General features: G+C 41.7%; 12 protein-coding genes. 6 read left to right on the top strand and 6 right to left on the bottom strand.

Translation table 11 applies throughout. The features are described 5' to 3' along the window. Window positions 1–218: 218 nt before the first annotated feature. From JL001_RS02425 to JL001_RS02400, 6 genes are all read left to right on the top strand, one after another. Entirely contained in the window at window positions 219–3,422 is a 3,204-nt protein-coding gene (locus tag JL001_RS02425) for a TonB-dependent receptor (RefSeq protein ID WP_200974531.1), read from the top strand. Between the two features lie 11 nt (window positions 3,423–3,433). Continuing rightward, window positions 3,434–5,284 carry a RagB/SusD family nutrient uptake outer membrane protein gene (locus JL001_RS02420; protein ID WP_200974530.1) on the top strand — a complete coding sequence of 617 codons (1,851 nt, stop codon included), beginning with the start codon at window positions 3,434–3,436 and terminating at the stop codon, window positions 5,282–5,284. 12 nt (window positions 5,285–5,296) lie between these two features. After that, complete coding sequence (locus tag JL001_RS02415) at window positions 5,297–5,974, top strand: DUF3823 domain-containing protein (RefSeq protein ID WP_200974529.1); 678 nt, start codon at window positions 5,297–5,299, stop codon at window positions 5,972–5,974. Window positions 5,975–6,063: 89 nt separating this feature from the next. Continuing rightward, window positions 6,064–7,044 (top strand): arabinan endo-1,5-alpha-L-arabinosidase, encoded by a 981-nt coding sequence (locus JL001_RS02410; RefSeq protein ID WP_200974528.1) that lies wholly within the window; start codon window positions 6,064–6,066, stop codon window positions 7,042–7,044. 196 nt (window positions 7,045–7,240) lie between these two features. Further along, window positions 7,241–8,788: an alpha-N-arabinofuranosidase gene (locus tag JL001_RS02405; protein WP_200974527.1), complete on the top strand. Its 1,548-nt coding sequence runs from the start codon at window positions 7,241–7,243 to the stop codon at window positions 8,786–8,788. 89 nt (window positions 8,789–8,877) lie between these two features. After that, window positions 8,878–10,563 carry a ribulokinase gene (locus tag JL001_RS02400; RefSeq protein ID WP_200974526.1) on the top strand — a complete coding sequence of 562 codons (1,686 nt, stop codon included), beginning with the start codon at window positions 8,878–8,880 and terminating at the stop codon, window positions 10,561–10,563. Window positions 10,564–10,654: 91 nt separating this feature from the next. On the opposite strand, the gene JL001_RS02395 is transcribed toward JL001_RS02400, so the two are convergent. From JL001_RS02395 to JL001_RS02370, 6 genes are all read right to left on the bottom strand, one after another. Beyond that, on the bottom strand, window positions 10,655–11,566 hold the full coding sequence (locus JL001_RS02395; RefSeq protein ID WP_200974525.1) for a mechanosensitive ion channel family protein: 912 nt from the start codon (window positions 11,564–11,566) through the stop codon (window positions 10,655–10,657). Between the two features lie 163 nt (window positions 11,567–11,729). Then, window positions 11,730–12,983, bottom strand: coding sequence for a DEAD/DEAH box helicase (locus tag JL001_RS02390; RefSeq protein ID WP_200974524.1), 1,254 nt, complete (start codon window positions 12,981–12,983; stop codon window positions 11,730–11,732). A gap of 271 nt (window positions 12,984–13,254) precedes the next feature. Next, window positions 13,255–13,983 (bottom strand): VIT1/CCC1 transporter family protein, encoded by a 729-nt coding sequence (locus tag JL001_RS02385; protein ID WP_236252957.1) that lies wholly within the window; start codon window positions 13,981–13,983, stop codon window positions 13,255–13,257. A gap of 152 nt (window positions 13,984–14,135) precedes the next feature. Further along, the gene (locus tag JL001_RS02380; RefSeq protein ID WP_200974522.1) at window positions 14,136–14,669 is read right to left on the bottom strand and encodes an OsmC family protein; all 534 of its coding nucleotides are present in this window, start codon (window positions 14,667–14,669) and stop codon (window positions 14,136–14,138) included. 11 nt (window positions 14,670–14,680) lie between these two features. Beyond that, complete coding sequence (locus tag JL001_RS02375; RefSeq protein ID WP_200974521.1) at window positions 14,681–15,805, bottom strand: acyl-CoA dehydrogenase family protein; 1,125 nt, start codon at window positions 15,803–15,805, stop codon at window positions 14,681–14,683. A gap of 104 nt (window positions 15,806–15,909) precedes the next feature. Continuing rightward, window positions 15,910–16,776, bottom strand: a complete 867-nt coding sequence (locus JL001_RS02370; RefSeq protein ID WP_200974520.1) for an AraC family transcriptional regulator — start codon at window positions 16,774–16,776, stop codon at window positions 15,910–15,912. Between the last annotated feature and the right edge of the window lies 1 nt (window position 16,777).

Below are 16,777 nucleotides of genomic sequence, written 5' to 3'. Positions count from 1 at the left end.
ATTAAATTAGTAGTGTAGAATTTACATTTATTTTTTGCATTGATGCTGAATATTGTCTAATATTCGAAAAAATAATTAGTGTAATTATTACACTTTAATTCATAAGTCTATATAGATAAGGGTTTTAAGGTGTTTTCAATTAGCAATTGGCGTCGGTACCTGCGTAGGCAGGGAGTGATTTTATTCATTAGCATTAATTATCAATAAACCCCTCTAATATGAAATATGAAGATTTACACAGAAATCTTGCTGTGTTTCTTTTGCTGAGCATTTTTTTATGTCAGCAAATTCCAGCTTATGGGTCGACGGTCGTCGACAACAATGCCATTTCAAAATCAAAACTTACTTTAAGGGAAAATGCAGATGTTACAGTTTCAGGTACTGTAAAGGATGAAGAAGGTGAGCCAATACCAGGTGTTTCTGTTATTGTGAAAGGAACTTCGATTGGTGTGGCAACTGATTTGGATGGTAAATTCCAGTTGGATGTACCCTCCTCGGACAATATTTTGGTTTTCTCCTATTTGGGTTTTCAGGCCCAAGAAGTAATGGTTGGCAACCAAACTACCTTTAACATTACCATGGTAGAGAACCTTAGTGATCTGGGTGAAGTGGTAGTAGTAGGTTATGGTGTTCAGAAAAAAGGGACCATCACTGGAGCAGTAGGGGAGGTTAAGTCAGATGACCTGATCAAGACCCCTTCCGTAACAACCTCTGAGGCCTTGGTCGGTAAGATTCAGGGGGTAACAGCGAGACAAGGTGATGCAAGACCCGGTTCCAGTGCTTCTATCCAAATTCGAAACATGGGACAGCCATTGTTCGTGATTGATGGAATTCCTTCCGACGCAGGGCAATTCAACAACCTTGGGCAAAGTGATATTGAAAGCATCACCGTTTTGAAGGATGCTTCTGCCGCAATTTATGGTATGCGGGCAGCCAACGGTGTGGTATTGGTTACCACCAAAAAGGGAAAGACTAACCAGAAGGCCGAAATTAATTTGTCAGGCTATTATGGTTTGCAAAACTTCACCCGGTACCCGAAGCCAGCGAATGCCTATCAGTTTTTAAGAGCCAATGCGGAGTCTGAAGTTAACCTTGGAGGTTCGCCAAGTATCACTCCGGATGAGCTGCAGAAATGGCAGCAGGGAACTGAAAAGGGGTATCAAAGCTTTGATTATTATGATTTCATCATGAAGCCCAATGTGCCTCAGTACTCCCTAAACGGTAGTGCTATCGGTGGTTCTGAGAATACCAAATACTACTTCTCTTTGTCTCACCTGAACCAAGACGCTTTGATCGATGACTATTTGTTCCAAAGGACAAATTTCCAGTCTAACATTGATATGACCTTGGCAGATGGATTTACGGTAGGGACACAGATCAGCGGTAGGATCGAAAATAGGGAGCAAGTAGGGGTTCCGGGTTTGGATGACTATTTCAATCCATTCTTAAGTATTTTTACCATGTGGCCTACAGAGCGACCATATGCGAATGACAATCCAAATTATGTAAATGGAGATGTCCACAATATTAATGTTAACCCTGCTACTTACACCAAAGATGTGACAGGTTATGTGGATGAAGTCTGGAGAGGTATTAAAGGAAACTTCTACGCACAGTACGAATTCGATTTTGGGCTTTCCATGAAAGGTACCTATTCTTATAACTACACGACTTTGGACTTTGACGGGTTTGAGTATACCTATGATGGGTACATTTATAACGAGGATACCGATACTTACGAAACGCGTCCGGAATGGGGCAATCAAAATCCTTGGAGAGAAAGAAGAAAGAGAAATACAGTGGACCGTGTGGGCCAGTTCCAAATCAATTATGGCAAAAACTTTGGCGATCACAGCCTGTCAGCCATTGCGGGTTACGAGCGATGGGACCAACAGTCCCACTACATGGTGGTGCACACTGTTCCGCCAAATAACTATATCCCAATCATGTCTTTTGCCGACCAGGATTTGTTGATTGATGAGATTTATCAAGAGGCAAGAGAAGGCTATTTGGGTAAGGTAAACTATGATTATAAAGAAAAGTACCTCCTTGAATTATTGGCCAGGTATGATGGTTCATTCCTGTTTGCTGATGGAAGTCGTTTTGGGTTCTTCCCAGGCATTTCTGCAGGTTGGAAAATTTCAGATGAATCATTTATGACCAATGCCAAAGGAAAGGTATTGAGTGATCTGAAAATAAGGGCCTCATATGGGCAGACAGGTAATGACCGTTTCATTGGAAGCAACGACTTTATTGTAGCTCCATTTAGTTACTATGCAGGTTACAACTTTATTCCAACTGCGGGAGGTAGTGCTGTTTTAAATGGATCCTTCGTTCCAGGAGTTGATCCAAGAGGATTACCGATTACGAACCTATCTTGGATTACCAATACCAATATAAACTTTGGCTTGGACGCGTATTTGTTCAATAGTAAATTATTTGTTCAAGGTGACGTGTTTGAAAGAAGAAGAACAGGGCTTCCTGCAGGTCGCTATGATGTGCTTTTACCAGCAGAGGTAGGCTATACCCTTCCATCTGAAAATTTGGAATCAGATGCACACAGAGGAATGGAAGGTATTGTTACCTATACCGGAAAAGCAGGGCAAGTGGACTTTTCGCTAAGCGCCAATGGTACCATTTCGCGACTAAAGGTGATCGAAAGATACAAACCAAGATTTGGTAATAGTTGGAATGAGTACCGAACAGACCAAGAAGGCCGATGGGCCAACATCAACTGGGGCTACCAAGTGGTGGGCAGGTTTGAAAGCCAAGAACAAATTGAGAATTATCCAGTGGACATTGATGGGCAAGGTAATAGAAATGTATTGCCAGGAGATTTTATCTATGATGATGTCAATGGTGATGGCTTGATCAATGGAATGGATGAACGTCCGATTGGTTATGCAGAAGGTTCCAATCCATATGTAAGTTTTGGCTTGAACGGTTCTGCCAGTTATAAAGGCTTCGAGTTGTACTTTAGCTTTGCTGGTGCTTCTATGCAGACATTCACCAGAAACTGGGAGCTTAGATACCCATTCCAAAACAACGGAACCTCCCCGGACTTTATGTTTGAAGACAGGTGGCATCGTGAAGATTTGTTCAATGCAGACAGTGAATGGGTGCAGGGAACATACCCTGCTATCAGAAGGTTTGGCGCAGACCACCTTTACAGACACAATACTTTCTGGTTGACCAATGTGAGATATTTGAGATTGCGTAATCTGGAGATTGGCTATAGAGTGCCCAAAGCGTTCTTGAACAAGTATGGCATCAACGCATTGAGGGTTTATGCCAATGGAACTAACCTTTTCTCTATTGACAATACGAAGGAATTTGGCGTAGATCCGGAAATTGGAGCTGCCAATGGTCTGGTGTATCCTCAGCAGCGTTTATTCAACTTTGGATTTAGCATAACCTTATAAACCCCGAAATAATGAAACTATTGAAATTAAATATATTGGTGGTTGCCATGGTCGGTTTTGTCTTTGCATCCTGCGAAACAGACTGGTTGGACAGAGAGCCACCAAACATCCTTTTAGATGAGCAGGTTTGGAATGACCCAAAATTGATTACAGGCGTTCTTTCAAATTATTACGACCGACTGCCAGCACACACCACCCTTACCACGGGATGGGTAGACTTTGCGGCATATGATGAGGCCATGTGGTCTGGTTATTCCGGTAATGACTGGTTGAACAATTTGGTGACTTACGATTATGGTCGATGGGGACTTTGGGATTACGGTTTTATCCGTGACATTAACTTGGCTATAGATAAACTAGAAACCTTATCAGAGCTTCCACCTGATCAAGTGACCCAATTTATCAGTGAACTAAGGTTTATCAGGGCATATGTGTATTTTGATCACGTTAAGCGAATGGGAGGGGTTCCAATCATTACAGAACAGTTGATTTACGACTTTAGTGGAGATCCATCTTACCTCCAATACCCTAGAAACACTGAAGCGGAAGTCTATGACTTCGTAATCGGGGAACTCGATGAGATTATATCAACGATTGGAAATGATGGGAGTAATACCCGTGCCAATCGTTTTACTGCCTTGGCTTTAAAAAGCCGTGCGGCGCTATATGCAGGATCATTGGCCAAGTATAATTCACAGATGGCTGCCCCGATCACTTTGCCTGGTGAGGAAGTAGGAATACCAGCTAGCCGTGCCGATACATACTATACAGCTTCTTTAGAGGCATCTAGGGAAATTATTCAACAAGGCGGATACAGCTTGTACAACAACAACCCTGATTTAGGCGAAAACTTCTACGAGGCAATTATCTCAAAATCTGGAAATCCAGAAGTGATTTGGGCACAAGATTTCTTGTCTGCTGCGGATAAGAGACACTGGTTTACCTACGATAACGTAGCCAGGTCGGCCAGGGAAGATAATTTGGGTTCTTCAGGTATAACTCCAGGCTTAGGCTTGGTGGAGGATTATGAATATTTGGATGGAAGTTCTGGAGAGTTGAGAATCAGAACGGAAGATGGGTCTGATTTTATTTACTATGACAATTTGGAAGATATTTTTGCGAACAAAGATGCGAGGCTTTATGGAACGGTGATTTATCCGGGCTCCACCTTTAGAGGACAGGAAATCTTTATGCAAGCAGGAGTCATGGTGTGGAATGGAAGTGGTTATGATGTGGTTGAATCCAATGGGCTAGGAACAGAATATTCAGATGGAGGGATTTTAACTGCACCAGGTGGACCGCACCGCTCCATTCAGGAAGTGTCTAATACAGGTTTTTACCTTAGAAAATACGTGGATAATGCCGTTGGAGCGAGTACAAGAGGTTTGAGAAGTGAAGTCTGGTGGGTAAGGTTTAGGCTCGGTGAGATATACCTAAATGCAGCTGAAGCAGCTCTAGAGTTAGGTGAGTCTGCTGAAGCACTGGGATATATCAATATCCTCAGAGAAAGGGCAGGTTTTGGAGCCAATAGTTTGTCAAGTCTAAGCATGGAGGATGTCCGTCATGAAAGAAGGGTGGAACTGGCATTTGAGGATCATGTGGTCTGGGATTATAAGCGCTGGAGGGTGGCACATGAAAAATGGTCAGGTAGTACCAATAACTCTGAAAGCATGATTTATAGTTTGTACCCTTACAGGGTGGTTAGACCTGGAGATGCGAGAGACGGTAAATATGTTTATGTGAGGTCTGTTGCGCCTAGGTTTAGGGCACCAAGATTCTTCCAGATGGGAAATTATTATTCGCTGATCGGACAGAACTTGATCGATGCCAATCCAAAACTAGTTAGAAATCCGTTCCACTAAACTGTAGAAACTATGAAATTGAATATAATAAAATCATTCCTTCTGCTTTTCTTGGGCTTCGCGGCCATTAGCTGCGATTATGATAACTTCGAAGAGCCTAAGTCCACCTTGAGCGGAAGAATAGTATATGAAGGAGAGCCTTTGGGCTTAAGAAGTCAAGGTGTTCAGTTGGAACTTTGGCAGCATGGGTATGACCTGTTTCAGAAAATCCCGGTTTATGTGTCTCAGGACGGTACTTTTTCAGCTGTTTTGTTTGACGGCGACTACAAAATGACCCTTATCCGAGGCAATGGTCCTTGGCTGGACAGGACGGATTCCATTGATGTGCAAGTGAGAGGTTCCCAAATGATTGATGTGGAAGTGGATCCATTTTATACTGTTTCGACTCCAAGCTTTTCAGTAAATGGAAATACAATGACTGTGGGCTTTACTGTCAATGGTGTCAATACCAATAATGCCTTAGAATTTGCTGGAATCTACATGGGTAGAACATCTCTTACCGATGCGGTGAGAAATGAAGGCAATTTTATTGTAGCGGGAGGTGACATTAGCTTGGGAACGCCGGTAAGTGTGGATGTAGAAATTCCTGCTGGCTTAGCTGGGAGAAGTGACCTTTATGTTAGGGTAGGACTTAAGACGGTAGGTATCCAAGAGCAATTATATTCTCAAGTAGAGAATATTGGGTTATGATTCCCGTAGTTAGAAATACCTATTTGACCATATGAAGTATTCAGCCTCTTAGAGATTAAGGGGCTGAATTTCTCTTTAAACCCATCCTTATGAAAAGTATTATTTTAGCGGTGACATTGACCTTGGGGGCAATTCTCAGCTTGATGGCTCAGACAATTTCAGTACACGACCCAGTGATGATCAAAGAAGGTGATACCTATTATCTTTTCTGTACAGGTAGAGGAATAGCGGTTTGGGCTTCTGACGATATGGAGAATTGGGAAAGGCAGGATGCTGTTTTTCCAGAGCCTCCTACTTGGGCTAAGGAGGTGGTGCCAGATTTTAGAAATCACATTTGGGCTCCAGACATTTCCTATCACCAAGGTAAGTATTACTTATACTATTCTGTTTCTTCATTTGCAAAAAACACATCAGCGATTGGTTTAGCCACCAATAAGACCCTTGATTCTGATTCTCCTGATTTCAAATGGATCGATCATGGGATTGTAATTGAAAGTGTGCCGGGTCGTGATATGTGGAATGCTATTGACCCTAATATCATTACTGACGAGGAAGGAGATAACTGGATGACCTTTGGCTCTTTTTGGGAAGGTTTAAAGTTAGTAAGGCTGAGTGAAGACTTACTTTCAGTGCAGAATGGGCCGGAGGATTGGTATACTTTGGTCAGGAGAAAAAGAACTTTTGAGTTGGATGAAAGGGATCCGGGTGATGCAGCAGCAGAAGCTCCCTTTATCTTTAAAAAAAATGGTTATTATTACCTCTTCGTATCATTTGATCTATGCTGTAGAGGTGAAAAGAGTACCTATAAAATGGTGGTAGGAAGATCAAAAAACATCAAAGGACCTTATTTGGATAGAGAGGGGATAAGTATGTATAATGGTGGAGGATCACTTTTGTTGGAGGGGAATGATAACTGGTATGGTGTGGGACACAATTCAACCTATACTTTTGGAGACAAAGACTACTTGGTTTTTCATGGCTATGATGCACAGGAAAATGGTCGTCCACGGTTATTTATCAAGTCCATTTCTTGGGATGATGAGGGCTGGCCTATGGTTTCTATTAATTGATCGTTATGGCTTGCTGCAATTGTCTATAAAATTTGATCTTGAGGGAATAGGCTGATAGAAATTACGAAGCCTATTTAATGGGGTGATTTTACACAGCTATCCCTATTGTTTTTGAATGGTGCTCTGAAGAGTACTTTTTCAATTAAAATAAAAAATGTAATTTAGACACTTAATAATCAATAAACCTCTTAATATCATGAAGAAAACATTACTTAGCGGACTTTTTATGGGGATATTCCTCCTATCTGGTTTCGCAGTATTGGCGCAAAACAAGCTGGTCATCAATGCAGATCAAGGAAAGACACAAATAAGCCGGCATATTTATGGTCACTTTAGCGAGCACCTAGGTCGTTGTATTTATGGAGGAATTTGGGTAGGGCCAGACTCGGAAATTGAAAATATCAATGGTTATAGAAAGGATGTTTTTGAAGCCCTCAAAAATCTGGATATCCCCAATTTAAGATGGCCTGGAGGCTGTTTTGCTGATGAGTACCATTGGACGGACGGCATTGGTCCGAAAAGTGAAAGACCAAAAATGATCAACACGCATTGGGGAGGCGTCACAGAAGACAACTCTTTCGGAACCCATGAATTTTTTGGATTTGTAGAACTTTTAGGAACTGAACCATATATCACTGGAAATGTCGGAAGCGGATCAGTAGAAGAAATGTCAAAATGGGTAGAATATATCAACTTCGATGGAGTAAGTCCAATGGCAGATTTACGAAAGAAGAATGGAAGAGAAGAGCCATGGCAGATCAAGTACTGGGGTGTGGGAAATGAAAGTTGGGGATGTGGTGGAAACATGACCCCCGAATACTATGCTAATGAATATCGGAGGTATGCTACATTTGCCAGAGATTATCCGGGAGCAAGGCTATATAAAATAGCAGGAGGGGCCAATTCTACCGATTACAATTGGACAGAAGTGCTGATGCAAAAGATCCCATTGCGCATGATGGATGCAATGTCTTTACATTATTACACGGTTCCGGGTAGCTGGGGTGATAAAGGATCTTCTACAGACTTTTCAAAAGAAGAGTATCTAGTGACCCTAGAAAAAGCTGCATTTATGGATGAACTGTTGACACGTCATGAGACCATCATGGATAAATATGATCCAAGAAAAAGAGTAAAGTTGATCGTGGATGAATGGGGGACTTGGTATAATGTAGAACCTAACACGAACCCTGGCTTTTTGTACCAACAAAATACTTTAAGGGATGCCTTTGTAGCGGCCATTACCCTTAACACATTCAACAAACATGCTGATCGAGTACATATGGCTAACTTGGCCCAAACGGTTAATGTATTGCAGGCTTTGATCCTGACCGAGGAAGATAAGATGTTGCTTACCCCGACTTATCACGTTTTTGATCTTTATAAGCCACACATGGACGCTACGCTATTGCCTAGCTTCGTTCAGTCCGATCTGGTGGAAGCTGGAAATACCAAGATGGAAGCCTTGAATGTTTCCTCTTCACTTTCCGAAGATGGAACAGTAAATATCAGCATTGCAAACATAGACCCGGACAAGGCCATAGATTTGGATGTATTCCTTCATGGGACAGATGCCAAAGACGTAAGCGGTAGGTATTTAACTGCTGATGCGCTCAATGCCCATAATTCCTTCGAGGAAAAAGAAGTAGTGAGCATCAAGGATTTTGAAGACTATAAATGGAGTAAGGATGTACTTAAAGTAAAAGTACCAGCAAAGTCCGTGATAGTACTTCGTGTAAAATAGGTTAATTTGGATCAGTAAGTAGATGGAAACGCTTAAGGAATGATTCATCTATTATCCATCAATTGGTAATAATCTCAAAAAATAAAACCATGAGTGAAAATTTTGTCATTGGCCTGGACTATGGTTCTGATTCTGTCAGGGCAGTGATTGTCAATACGGCAAACGGTGAAGTGAAGGCCAGTCATGTATTCTGGTATCCACGTTGGAAAGAAGGAAAATATTGCGATCCGGTGCACAACCAATTTCGCCAACACCCATTGGATCACCAGGAGGGTTTGGAAGAAACCATTACGCAAGTGGTAAAAGAGTCTGCTGTTCCTGCCTCTCAAATTAAAGGGATTTGTGTAGATACAACCGGCTCTTCACCCATGGCGGTGGATTCAAAGGGAAAGCCGTTGGCATTTACGCCTGCTTTTGCAGAAAACCCAAATGCCATGATGGTGCTTTGGAAAGACCATACTGCCATTAAAGAGGCCGATGAAATCAATGAGTTGGCGAGAACATGGGGAGGGGAAGATTACACCAAGTACGAAGGTGGAATTTATTCTTCAGAGTGGTTTTGGGCAAAGATACTGCATGTCATTAGAGAAGATGAGGCAGTGGCCAAGGCAGCTTACTCTTGGATGGAGCATTGTGATGTAATTACAGCCGAATTGATTGGTTCGGACGATCCATTGACCTTTATGAGAAGCAGATGTGCGGCGGGGCACAAAGCCTTATGGCATGAAAGCTGGAACGGATTGCCTCCCAAAGAGTTTCTGAGCAAATTGGATCCAAGGTTAGCTGACTTGAGGGACAGGCTCTATACCGAGACGTTTACTTCTGATCTACCAGCAGGGAAATTAAGTGCTGAATGGGCGGAGAAATTGGGCTTAAACACAGATACTGTGGTAGCTGTAGGAACTTTCGATGCCCATGCTGGAGCTGTTGGAGGAGAAGTGACCGAGAACACTTTGGTCAAAGTAATGGGAACTTCCACCTGTGATATCATGGTGGCTTCTTATGATGCTATTGGAGATAATTTGGTGAAGGGGATCTGCGGTCAAGTGGATGGCTCTGTAGTTCCCGGTACGGTTGGTTTGGAAGCGGGACAGTCTGGCTTTGGAGATGTCTTGGCTTGGTTCAAGAATTTGGTGGTAAAACCCACGGCAGAACTGATCAAAGACAGTCAATTATTAGACGATAAGCAAAAGGAAGCATTAATAGCTGAAATTGACAGCCAGTTGCTGATCAAACTATCTGAGGAAGCATTGAAAATCCCTTTAAAAGAAACTGCTCCTATAGCCTTGGATTGGGTAAATGGCAGAAGGACGCCTGATGCCAATCAAGGATTAAAAGGAGCTTTGATGGGATTGAGTATGGGAACAGACGCAGCGCGGGTATTCAAAGCGCTGGTAGAATCTATTTGCTTCGGGTCGAAAAAGATCGTTGACCGCTTCCGAGAGGAGGGGGTACAGATTGATGCTGTGATCGGTATGGGTGGAGTGGCGAAGAAATCCAAATTGGTCATGCAGACCATGGCGGATGTATTGAATATGCCAATCAAAATTGCCACATCTGATCAAGCTCCTGCTTTAGGGGCAGCCATGTATGCCTCCGTAGCTGCAGGGGTTCATCCCACCACCGAAGCAGCAATTGCTGCGATGACCAATGGGTTCGATGCAGTCTATGAGCCTATTGCGGAAAATGTAAAAGTGTACGAAAAATTGTATCAACAATATGCTGATTTTGGTGACTTCGTAGAAGGTAAAAAGTCAGAAGCTTTGGTCAATTAAAGCCAATTGCTTTTGTTCTCCAAACAGTGAAAAAATCCCATTGCGTTTGAAGCAATGGGATTTTTTATTTCAATCAAAATGAGTTTATATTTTAAGTTGACTTGCCGTTTTCGTCTTTCAGCAGCTTGATAGGCAGCTCTTTTTGACTGCCGTATAATTTCACTTCAATAATATCGCTTGGCAGCGAGAATCCATTGGCCTCTAATGCCTGTTTGACACGCTTGATGATTTCTCCTTTGACCATAACGGCCTCTTTTCTGAATTCAAAAGTGTTCACCCAAAAAAAGACTTTGAGGTTTACAGTGCTGGTGGCCAAGGCATCTTCTGCGACGTAATTTTCATGGACACCATCCTGCACAATGGAAGGATGGCTGTTGACAGTTTCCATGATGATGGTTTTGGCTCGATCCACGTCATCTTCATAGGCAATGCCCACCACAAAATCCCATCTGAAAAAACCATCCTCAGTGTAGTTGATAACTGGTTTTTTGAGCACATCACTATTGGGAATATAAACATCACGGCCATCAAAGGTCTTTAGTTTAGTGTACCGGAATTCCAGTGATTTGATTTTGCCAAAGAGTTCACCGATTTCTACCGTATCGTTGACATTGAAGGGACGGTTAAAAGCGAGGATGATGCCACTGATGAAATTTTCACCGATGTCTTTGAAAGCAAAGCCAATGATAATCGCAGAAGCTCCCAAGGAGGTCAGCAAGAAAGTGGTGACAGCCCCAAGCCCGGCAATGTTCATGGCCCAAACGATTGCCAATGTAAATAAACCAAGCTTGACCGCATTGCCCAAGAATTTACTCATCAAAGGGTCGCTGGATTTTCGGGAGATTTTTTGCTGGGTGAGTGTACCGATTTTTTTGGCAATGAGATAGCCCAAGATGATAATGACAAGCCCCAGAATGATTCCAGGAATATTCTCTAAAAAATTGTTCCAGGATTCTTGGAGGGAGGATAAGATGGTTGAAATGTCTCCTTCTTCTTGCTGCATAGGTTTTTAATAGCTCAACCTAAGGTAATATTTTTTCCTGAAATTCTCTTAGGTTAATCTAGGAAGTCAAAGACTGAAAATAGAAAAAGGACCAATTCAGTTGTTTAATAAATCCCAACTGGATTGGTCCTTCCTATTTTACAAGGATTAGGTGGAGTGGTATTTATCTCCTACCAGAACCTCCGCCCTGCTTCTTTTTGCGGTTAGCAAAGAACTCTTGTTTGCGTTTCTGTTTTTCTTTATTGAATTCCTTCCTCTGCTGGGCAGTCATCGGCTTTTCCGTTTGGGGGAAAGGGTGGTTTTCGATGACTTTGATGCGTTTATTGGCAAGCTTTTCAATGTCTTTTACATAAGTGTTTTCTTCCGGCTCACTCATGGAAATGGCAATGCCTTCCTCTCCTGCACGACCAGATCGGCCGATACGGTGAATGTAAGTTTCTGCCGCATCAGGAATGTCAAAATTGATTACATATTTAAGCTTATCGATATCAATGCCTCTGGCAGCAATGTCTGTGGCTACCAATACCCTTATTTTGCCTCCTTTAAAGTCTTTGAGGACTTTTTGTCTTTGGTTTTGGGCCTTGTCGCCATGGATTGCTGCGGCATGTATGTTTTTCTTTTTAAGGTCCCTGACAATCCTATCTGCACCATGTTTGGTCCTTGAGAACAACAACACTTGGTCCATCTTTTCTTCTTCCAAAATATGTAGAAGAAGGGCTTTTTTGCTGCTTTTGTTGGTGTAGTAAATGTATTGTTGAATGGTCTCTGCGGTACTGGAGACAGGGGTAACCTCTACTTTTTGAGGTTGGTGCAAGATCTGTTTGGACAAGCTCAAAATATTATCCGGCATCGTGGCTGAGAAGAAGAGAGACTGTCTTTTGGTAGGCAAGATTTTCAACAATTTCTTGATATCATTGATAAATCCCATGTCCAACATTCGGTCAGCTTCATCCAGCACAAACAGGTCGATGGATTTCAGGCTGATATGTCCTTGGTCAATGAGGTCAAGTAGTCTTCCTGGGGTGGCGACCAATATGTGAACTCCTTTTTTTAGTTTTTCTACTTGTTGACCTTGTTTGACCCCACCAAATATTACCGCATGCTTGACTTTGGTATGTTTGGCGTATTGATCAATATTTTCTCCGATTTGGATGGCAAGCTCTCTGGTAGGCGTCACAATTAAGGAGCGAATCTTAGGCCAGGGGTCAGCCGCATAGGGTGCTTGATGGATGTGTTGGATAATTGGAATCGCAAAAGCGGCGGTTTTCCCGGTCCCGGTTTGCGCACATCCCAAGACATCATTTCCATTTAGGATCAATGGAATGGCCTGCTCTTGGATTGAAGTAGGCTCGGAATAGTTTTTTTCTTTTAATGCTTTTAATATAGGAGGAATGATCCTCAGGTCGTCAAATTTCATGCTTTTTGATATAGGGAGCATCTCAAAGATTCTCCATTGATGTATGATAATAGTAGTAGATAACTTCCATTTTTGTGTTTAAATCAACAAAATCCTAGGAGTTTGGGAGCTTTTTTGGCTGTAGGAAAAAAGCATCGTTTGATAATGGAAGTGACCAACATGCAAAGGTATCAAAAAAAGCCCACACTCAATCTTTGTGGCTGATATATCCTTCTTTACCAATCTTAACTTAAGAGGTGTGAAATTGGCGTTGGCTGTTTCTTAGCATTTATTATTTGGTAAGAAGCTGCTCTAAAATATCCCCTACGTAATAAGCAACTACTGCTGCAATGGCGCCTAGAAATAGGGTTTCCAGTGCCCCTTTCCACATTTTGGTTTCGTTGACATAGGTTTTGAGTAAGCCAATAATAATAAACCCAAGTCCCGTGAGCAATGAAGTTAGCAGGAATAAGTCTTGGTCAATCGGCTGGAAATAATCCCAGACATAAAGCATTAGGGGGATTAGACCAATGGAAATAAAGGAGATGTAAGTGACAAAACCAATGATCAAAGGTGACTTATGGTCTTTCATCATCCCTAGCTCATCCTTCATCATAACATCCACCCAGCGATCCCGGTCGCTGGTGATGGTTTCTACTACTTGTTCGAGTAATTCTCCTTCAAAGCCTTTTTCTTGGTAGATAACCCGAATTTCTTCTTTTTCATCTTCAGGCATATGTTTGATTTCCCAATATTCTCGCTTGCGGTGTTTGGAATAATTGTCTCGCTCAGATTTGGAGGATAGATAGGCTCCCACTGACATGGAGAATCCATCTGCCAATAAGTTGGCAAAGCCCAAGATGATAATAATGGCGCTGTCCAATCCTGCTCCAACAGATCCTGCTACCACGGCAAAAGTAGTCACACAACCATCTATTCCCCCATATACAAATTCACCCAAATACTTCTCTAGTTTGGAAGGAGATGGGTTTTCCAACTGCTTATGAGCAAGCTTTACCATGTTTTTTTCCATAGGAAAATGGGATTACATATTGAGATCAAAATAATAAGGTTTTGATCTTTAATATAATAAATTAAGTAATCACAAGAGGTTGGATTGGAATGATTACCCCCATTATTCGATCATTGAGTAAAGGAGGTAATCATGTAGTTTCAGGAGACCGGTTCCAAAACAGGTTGGTTTATCACCTCAATAGGAATGCCTTTTCGGATAGTCTGGTATACGATACAGGAATATTCAGTTGCTTTGATTAAGGTAGGTTCAAAGTCTGGTCGATCTGTAGCAATATTGAGGGCAATGGTCATTTTTTGAAAGCCCACTGGGATTGATTTATCCAAAACCAAGGTGCCTCTCACGTCTACTTCTGCAGTGACCTTTACCAATGTTTTCAGCAATTTTATATTTAATCTATTCGCAATCATTCTCAATGTACTTTCAAAACAAACAGCCAACGAAGCACAAAGAAGATCGCCTGGGTTGGGAAGATCGTTGAGCCCACCCACTGCATGATGAACTCCTGCTCGGAATGGAATTTTTATTTCTTCATTGATGATGACGGTATTATGAAAGGGGTCATGAAGGTCTTGCCCTTGGATCACAGCCATGTCAGTGATCCAGGCTTTGGAGGCGTCGCTGCTGTATATTTCAGCAAGCCTTTGCTGTTTTTCTTTAACACTATACTTCATCAGTTTTGTGGTTATTGATTGAGGATTCTTTCACCAGTAAATTGATACTGTTCCCATTGTGGAAGTGGGTGGAATTGTGCTGCTTGAACATCTCTGAAAATCCTTTCTAGTTCATTCTTTTTGTAAAAACTTTGGCCTCCTATAGCTTCCATGGCCTCCTGGACAGTTTGCATACAGGCAGTAGAAACATTGGATTTTAAACTCAGGATATCAATGCTCATGCCTTCCGACAGGTCAAAATCAAAATTATTGTTCAGGGCTACCATAGCATTTCTTTGGCTTTTCGCAGCTGTCAAGGTGTTGTTCATTTTTCCAATGATGTATGGAAGGTGAGCTTGTTGTTTAGCATACCGCTTCCCAATTGAAATGGCGATATCCATGGCTTGTTCAGAAAGTCCTACATAAGTAGACATGATCAAAGGCATGGCCACTGCCAGGACCAGGTTGTACGCTGGATGAAATGGGTCTCTGGCCCTATCCAAAGCGATGGATTCTTCCGGGATGAAAACCTTGTCAAAAATGATGGTTTGAGAACCGGTTCCTCTCATTCCCAATACATCCCAATCATTTGTGACACTCACGCCTTCTTTTGAAAAAGGTACGCCAAAATGAAGTACTCGCCACTCATCTTGTTCATTGAGAAATGGGGCGCTGGTAATGGCAATATCTCCTTCAGCAGATTGACTGGCAAAATGTTTTTTGGCAGATAGCAAGTAGCCGCCTTCTACCTTAATCATTTCCCCATTGGATCTTAACCAGTCTCTGGCCCCAGTACTTACCAATACCAATTGGTGATTAGCTACGTCTTGAAGAAGCTGTCCGCCAATTCCTTTATGCTTATATTTCCAGATACTCGCTGCAACAAGGTGCTGGTGCATGGAAAATGCCAAGGAAGTGCTGCCGCAATAGTGGGCAAGTATGCGGATGATGTCAGCCATTTTTTCAAAAGAAACCCCTGATCCACCAAGTTCGGTAGGGATCATAGCAGAAAAATAACCGTGTGATTTAAGCTCTGCGTAATTTTCTGAAACGAATTGACTTTGCTCATCGTGATAGGCTGCTCTCTGAGCAAATTTTTGCCCTAGTTCATGACTGAGTTTGATCCAGTCTGTGGATGTTTTTGTTAGCGTATTCATATGATATGAGTTTGTTAAATTGTTTTTACAAACTTCGTAAATGTCATATGCTCAGCGTTTTCTATAAAGTTCAAATAGTTTTCTATTTGGCTCAATTGCTGATTTTAGCTTGAATATTTTTGACGAAATTGGTTTGGGGGAAGGGAAAAGCGTTGTTTGAAAAGCCTAATGAAATGTGATGCATTTTTAAAACCACAATCAAAACAGACTTCATTGATATTAAGGCTTGAGTTTATCAAGAGACTTTTGGCGTGGGATAGTCTTTTCTCATTGAGCCATTTACCAGGTGTGGTTCTGAAGTGATTGGTGAATTCTCTTTTAAAAGTAGATAAACTCCTTCCACTCAATCTGGCAAATTCTTCCATACTCAGGTCGAACCTAAAATTCTTAAGCATGGTGTATTCTAAATCTGTTTTGTCATTTTGGCTGACATCTAGGAAAAAATCAGCAATTCTATTATTCTTTGGGTTTAAGATTAGGTTAAACAATAGCTCTTTGAATTTGATATCTACAAGCTCTTTGGGAATAGACTGGCCTTGCTTGAGATAATTAAAGACACTCAGAACCAAGGACTCGAAGGAATCATTTACATCAATACGGAATATTGAATTTGAAGGAGAAAGAGGTCTTTGCTTAGAAATTAAATTAGGGTTTTCCGTAACAAAACGTTTAATGAAATCATCGTTGATCAGAAAAAGTACAACGCAGTAATCGGATTCAAAATATTGCTTGGTGGTGTACACCCCTTTCTTGATAAATAATGCATCACCACCATTGATTTCATACATTTGGTCAGGTGCTATCCAGTCTTTTTTTCCACAAATCACATAAGTGATCATGTGGGAATCAATCCAAAGTTGGAAGTTTTCAATTTCGATTGGACATTTGTATTCTATCAGCAGATAGTCCTTTCCCTCCAATTTTTTGAATTGTGGAGAGTTGAGAAAGAAACGGTGAATATCTACTGGCATG

The organism is Echinicola sp. 20G (assembly GCF_015533855.1).
In the GTDB taxonomy this organism is placed as follows: domain Bacteria; phylum Bacteroidota; class Bacteroidia; order Cytophagales; family Cyclobacteriaceae; genus Echinicola.
The sequence above is the reverse complement of the archived record's forward strand: the minus strand, read 5'-3'. Positions and strand labels throughout refer to the sequence as shown.

Coding starts and splice junctions, on each gene's coding strand:
- JL001_RS02395 (WP_200974525.1), bottom strand. CDS start 11,566: ATGCAGCAAGAAGAAGGAGACATTTCAACCATCTTATCCTCCCTCCAA.
- JL001_RS02405 (WP_200974527.1), top strand. CDS start 7,241: ATGAAGAAAACATTACTTAGCGGACTTTTTATGGGGATATTCCTCCTA.
- JL001_RS02400 (WP_200974526.1), top strand. CDS start 8,878: ATGAGTGAAAATTTTGTCATTGGCCTGGACTATGGTTCTGATTCTGTC.
- JL001_RS02390 (WP_200974524.1), bottom strand. CDS start 12,983: ATGAAATTTGACGACCTGAGGATCATTCCTCCTATATTAAAAGCATTA.
- JL001_RS02385 (WP_236252957.1), bottom strand. CDS start 13,983: ATGGTAAAGCTTGCTCATAAGCAGTTGGAAAACCCATCTCCTTCCAAA.
- JL001_RS02375 (WP_200974521.1), bottom strand. CDS start 15,805: ATGAATACGCTAACAAAAACATCCACAGACTGGATCAAACTCAGTCAT.
- JL001_RS02380 (WP_200974522.1), bottom strand. CDS start 14,669: ATGAAGTATAGTGTTAAAGAAAAACAGCAAAGGCTTGCTGAAATATAC.
- JL001_RS02410 (WP_200974528.1), top strand. CDS start 6,064: ATGAAAAGTATTATTTTAGCGGTGACATTGACCTTGGGGGCAATTCTC.
- JL001_RS02415 (WP_200974529.1), top strand. CDS start 5,297: ATGAAATTGAATATAATAAAATCATTCCTTCTGCTTTTCTTGGGCTTC.
- JL001_RS02420 (WP_200974530.1), top strand. CDS start 3,434: ATGAAACTATTGAAATTAAATATATTGGTGGTTGCCATGGTCGGTTTT.
- JL001_RS02370 (WP_200974520.1), bottom strand. CDS start 16,776: ATGCCAGTAGATATTCACCGTTTCTTTCTCAACTCTCCACAATTCAAA.
- JL001_RS02425 (WP_200974531.1), top strand. CDS start 219: ATGAAATATGAAGATTTACACAGAAATCTTGCTGTGTTTCTTTTGCTG.